We start from the raw sequence: 4,010 nt of genomic DNA on the forward strand, positions 1-4,010 counted from the left end.
AGACGGCTCCGGTCACGGCGGGGCGGGGGTCCAGGACACCGAGGTAGACCTCCTCGGTGGCGGCGGCCACCGTGTCCCAGCCGTACCGGCTGACGACCCGCCGGCGGCCGGCCGCCCCGCAGGCCAGGCGCAGTTCCCGGTCGGCGAGCAGGTCGGCGGTGGCCCGGGCCAGGGCGCCGGGGTCGCCGGGCGGGACCAGCCGTCCGGTGCCCGGGTCCCAGACGGTGTCCAGGTGCCCGCCGACGGCGCTGGCGACCACGGGGGTGCCGCAGGCCATCGCCTCCAGCGGCACGATGCCGAACGGCTCGTAGTCCGCGGGGCACAGCACCACGTCCGCGGCGCGCAGCAGGGCGGGCACGTCGGTGGGCGGGACGCCGCCGGTGAAGCGGACCCGGTCGGCCACGCCGCACTTCCGGGCGAGCGAGCGCAGCCTGCGCACCTCGGGGTCGTCCTCGAGCCGTTCGATGGGCGGGCCGCCGGCGATCACCAGTTCCGCCTCGGGCAGCTGGGCCAGCGCGGCGATGGAGACGGCCGCTCCCTTGCGCGGCACCAGCCGGCCCACCTGGAGCAGTTGGTGGGGATACGGTCCGCGGCGGGCGGCGGCGCCGTGCGGGGTGAAGCGGTCGGTGTCGACGCCGCACGGCACCACCCGGATGCTGTCTGGCGGGATGCCCATGCGCAGGAGTTCGGTGACCTCGTCGCGGCAGGTGGCGATGGTGGCCCGGCAGCCGCGCCCCACCTGGACCTCGTGCCGGATCCGGCTGGGCGGGCTGGTGTCGGCGTCCCGCTGGTGGCGCCGCTTGACGGTGCCCAGCGCGTGGTAGGTGTGGGCCAGCGGCAGTCCGAGGATCCGGGTGGTGCGCAGCGCGGCGAGCCCGGACATCCAGAAGTGGGAGTGGACGACGTCCGGCGGCCGCTGCCGCCAGTCCTCGGCCAGGACGCGGGAGAAGGCCGCCATGTGGGGCAGCAGCTCGTCCTTGGGCAGGGGTGCGGCGGGGCCGGCGCTCACATGCCGGACCAGCACACCGGGCCGCAGCAGGACCTCGGCCGGGGCGTCCGCACAGTCCCGCCGGGTGTAGACGGTGACCTGGTGGCCCCGATCGGCGAGCGCCCCGGCCAGGCAGGCGACATGGACGTTCTGTCCGCCGGCGTCCACTCCCCCGATGGCCGCGAGCGGACTGGCGTGCTCGGAGACCAGGGCGATGGACAGTTCGGTCGGTTCGGCGGTGGTCCGGGACGTCACGGGCGTACCTCCGTCAGCAGGCTTTCCCAGTCGTGGAGAAAGCGTTTGAGCCCGTACCGTCCGAGCGCCGCCTGGCGGGCCCGGGCACCGTCCTCGGCGGCCGCCTCGGGCTCGTGCAGATAGGTGCGCAGGGCGCGGGCCAGGGTCTGGGGCCGATTGGAGAGCGTGCCGGCGCCGGTGGGCACCGCCTCCACCGCCTCGGTGGTGGCCAGGCCCACGACCGGCATGCCCAGGTGCATGGCCTCCAGCAGGGACAGCCCCAGGGAGGTCCAGCGCACGGGGTGGAGGTACGCCCGCCGCTCGGCCATGGCGCTGTGCAGCTCGCTCTGCGGCAGGTCCGCGGTGCGGCAGCGGTCCGCGGACAGGCCCAGGTGCCGGACGAGTCCCTCGGTGCGCATCCCGAAGACGTCCAGCGGTGCGGCGGCGGCCAGGGCGGGCAGCAGGTCGCAGCCGACGGTCCGGCCGCGGCGCAGCGGCTCGTTGACGACGACGGCGGCGCGCGGCAGCCGGCCGGTGTACTGGTGGCCGGGGTCGACGACGCCGTGCTCGATCACCGTGGTCCGGGTGCCGCCGTTGTCCCAGAACAGCCGGTTGAAGTGGGTGACGTGGACCAGGACCAGGTCGTCCCGGTCGGCGCACGGGTGCCGGGTGCGGGGCACGTCCCCGTCGGGGGCGTTGTGTTCCAGGTAGATCGCGGGCAGGTCGCGGCCCGGGCGCCGGCCGCCCAGCCAGCGTTCGGCGAGCCGCGCCTCGTGCGGCCGTTGCAGGATCACCAGGTCGACCGGTTCGTCCCGGAGCTGCTCGGGGGTGCGTTCGCGGACCGACTCGGGCCAGTGGAAGGTGCGGGCCCGGCCCAGGCCGTCGGGTCCGCGGTCCTCGGTGACCGGCACCAGGTAGGTGTGCGGTCCCTGGACGAAGGCCGTGGTCCAGGATCCGTGCACGTGCCAGAGCAGGATGTTCATACGCCGGCCCCTCGTTCGGTGTCTCGCCGGCCGTCGGGTGCGGCCGGTGGGCGGCCGGGACGAAGCCGCCGGGCCCGGTCGGCGAGGCTCGCCACGGCGGCGAGCACCTCGGTGTCGGGCACCGCGTCCAGGCAGGGGTGGCCGGGCACCGGGCAGCGGCGGGCGCGGGTGCCCGCGCAGGGGGCGCCCTGGTCGCCGAGGACCACGTGCGGCACCCGGTAGGGGGCCCACAGCTCGGCCGGGACCACCGGTGCGAAGAGGGAGACCACCGGGGTGCCCACCGCGGCGGCCAGGTGGGCCGGCCCGGTGTTGCCGACCACCGCGGCCCGGGCCTGGGCGAGCACCCCGGCCAACTGGTGGGCGTCGGTGCGGCCGCCCAGGTCCAGCGAGTGGTCGCCGGCCACCTGCGCGGTCAGCTCCTTCTCGCCGGGGGCGCCGGTGACCACCACCCGGTGGCCGGCCGCGGCCAGGGCGGCGGCGGCGCGCACCGCCCGGGGCGCGCTCCAGGCGCGGGCCGGGACGGCGGCCCCGGGGTGCAGCACCACATACGGCCCGGGCCCGGTGAGATGGCTGGTGTCGGGCGGGGTGCGGACGCGCAGCGCCCCGTCGTCCCCGGCCGGCAGGGCGTACCCGGCGGCCCGGGCTAGGTCCAGCGCGGCCTCGGCCTCGTGGCGGTGCGGTGCGCGGTGGTGCCGCAGGTCGAGCAGCGAGCCGGGGTAGTCCTCGCTGTCGGCGGCCGTCCAGGGCACTTGGGCCAGCTTGAGCAGGAGGGCGGCGGGCAGCGGGCTCTGGTGGTAGGAGACGAGTACCAGCGCCCGGTCGAAGCGGCCGGCCGCCAGGGTGTCGATCAGGGCGTCGGTGCGGGCCCGGCTCACCGGCGCCGGCCGCAGGCCCACCCAGGGCGCGTCGTGCACGATGACCCGGTCGACCCCCGGCAGCAGCCGGGCGGCGGGTTCGCCCAGCGGGCCGCACAGCAGCGCGGTGTGCGAGGAACCGGCGGCCACCGCGCGGATGGCGGGCCCGGCCAGGAGGGTGTCGCCGGCGCTGTCCAGCCGGACGACCAGGGTGCGGGGGCGCCCGGTCATGGGGTCCCCCCGGTGGCCGGGGATTCGCCGAGCACCAGCCGTACGGCGCCGAGCAGGTCGGGGGCGAGTTCCCGGGCCGCCGCGGTCTCGGCCGGCCGGGTCACGGGGGTGGGTACGAGCACGCCGCGGGCACCGGCGGCGCGGGCCGCCGCGAGGTCGGACCCGATGTCGCCGATGACGGCGGTACGGGCCGGGGACACCCCGAGCCGGCGGCAGGCGGCGAGCACCAGCCCGGGGGCGGGCTTGCGGCAGCGGCAGCCGTCCGCCGGGCCGTGCGGGCACACCGCCCAGACGTCGAACGGGCCCAGCAGGGCGTCCACGCGCTCGCGGACCGCCTCCACCTGGCGGCGGGTCAGCAGTCCGCGGGCGACGCCGGACTGGTTGCTGACCACTCCGACCGGGATGCCGCGGGCGCGCAGTGCCCGGACGGCGGCGGCGGCCGTGGGCATCGGGCGGACCCGCGCCGGGTCCCCGTTGTAGGGCACGTCGGCCACCAGGGTGCCGTCCCGGTCGAAGAGCACCGCCCGCGGGAGCCGGGTTCCGCCGCCCGCCGGTGGCCCGCCCGCCCGGCGCGCGGCCGGCTGGGGGCCGTACAGCCAGGGGCCACCGGGCGTCGTGCGGTGCCCGGTGCCGCCGGGTGGGCGGCTCGGTGCCGCGGCGTGTGCGGCGCCGGCCGGGGCAGGGGGGCGTGCCCGGTGGTGGTCCGGGCCGGTCCGGGGC

The 4,010-nt window shown here is 77.9% G+C and carries 4 protein-coding genes; all 4 read right to left on the minus strand.

Translation table 11 applies throughout. From position 1 onward, the window contains the following. A partial coding sequence (locus E4099_RS30015) for a glycosyltransferase (RefSeq protein ID WP_135342262.1) occupies positions 1-1,243 on the minus strand: 1,243 nt, incomplete at its 3' end. Next, the gene (locus E4099_RS30020; RefSeq protein WP_135342263.1) at positions 1,240-2,205 is read right to left on the minus strand and encodes a glycosyltransferase; all 966 of its coding nucleotides are present in this window, start codon (positions 2,203-2,205) and stop codon (positions 1,240-1,242) included. The genes E4099_RS30015 and E4099_RS30020, both read right to left, overlap by 4 nt. Further along, entirely contained in the window at positions 2,202-3,290 is a 1,089-nt protein-coding gene (locus tag E4099_RS30025) for a glycosyltransferase family 9 protein (RefSeq protein ID WP_135342264.1), read from the minus strand. The genes E4099_RS30020 and E4099_RS30025 overlap by 4 nt, the downstream gene beginning before the upstream one ends. After that, on the minus strand, positions 3,287-4,010 hold a 724-nt coding region (locus tag E4099_RS30030), incomplete at its 5' end, for a D-glycero-alpha-D-manno-heptose-1,7-bisphosphate 7-phosphatase (protein WP_425348286.1). The genes E4099_RS30030 and E4099_RS30025, both read right to left, overlap by 4 nt.

Origin of the sequence: Streptomyces palmae, assembly GCF_004684805.1 — a bacterium.
Taxonomy (GTDB): domain Bacteria; phylum Actinomycetota; class Actinomycetes; order Streptomycetales; family Streptomycetaceae; genus Streptomyces; species Streptomyces palmae.

Excerpts from the sequence above, each read along its gene's own strand:
- E4099_RS30020 (WP_135342263.1), bottom strand. The coding sequence starts at position 2,205 with ATGAACATCCTGCTCTGGCACGTGCACGGATCCTGGACCACGGCCTTC.
- E4099_RS30025 (WP_135342264.1), bottom strand. The coding sequence starts at position 3,290 with ATGACCGGGCGCCCCCGCACCCTGGTCGTCCGGCTGGACAGCGCCGGC.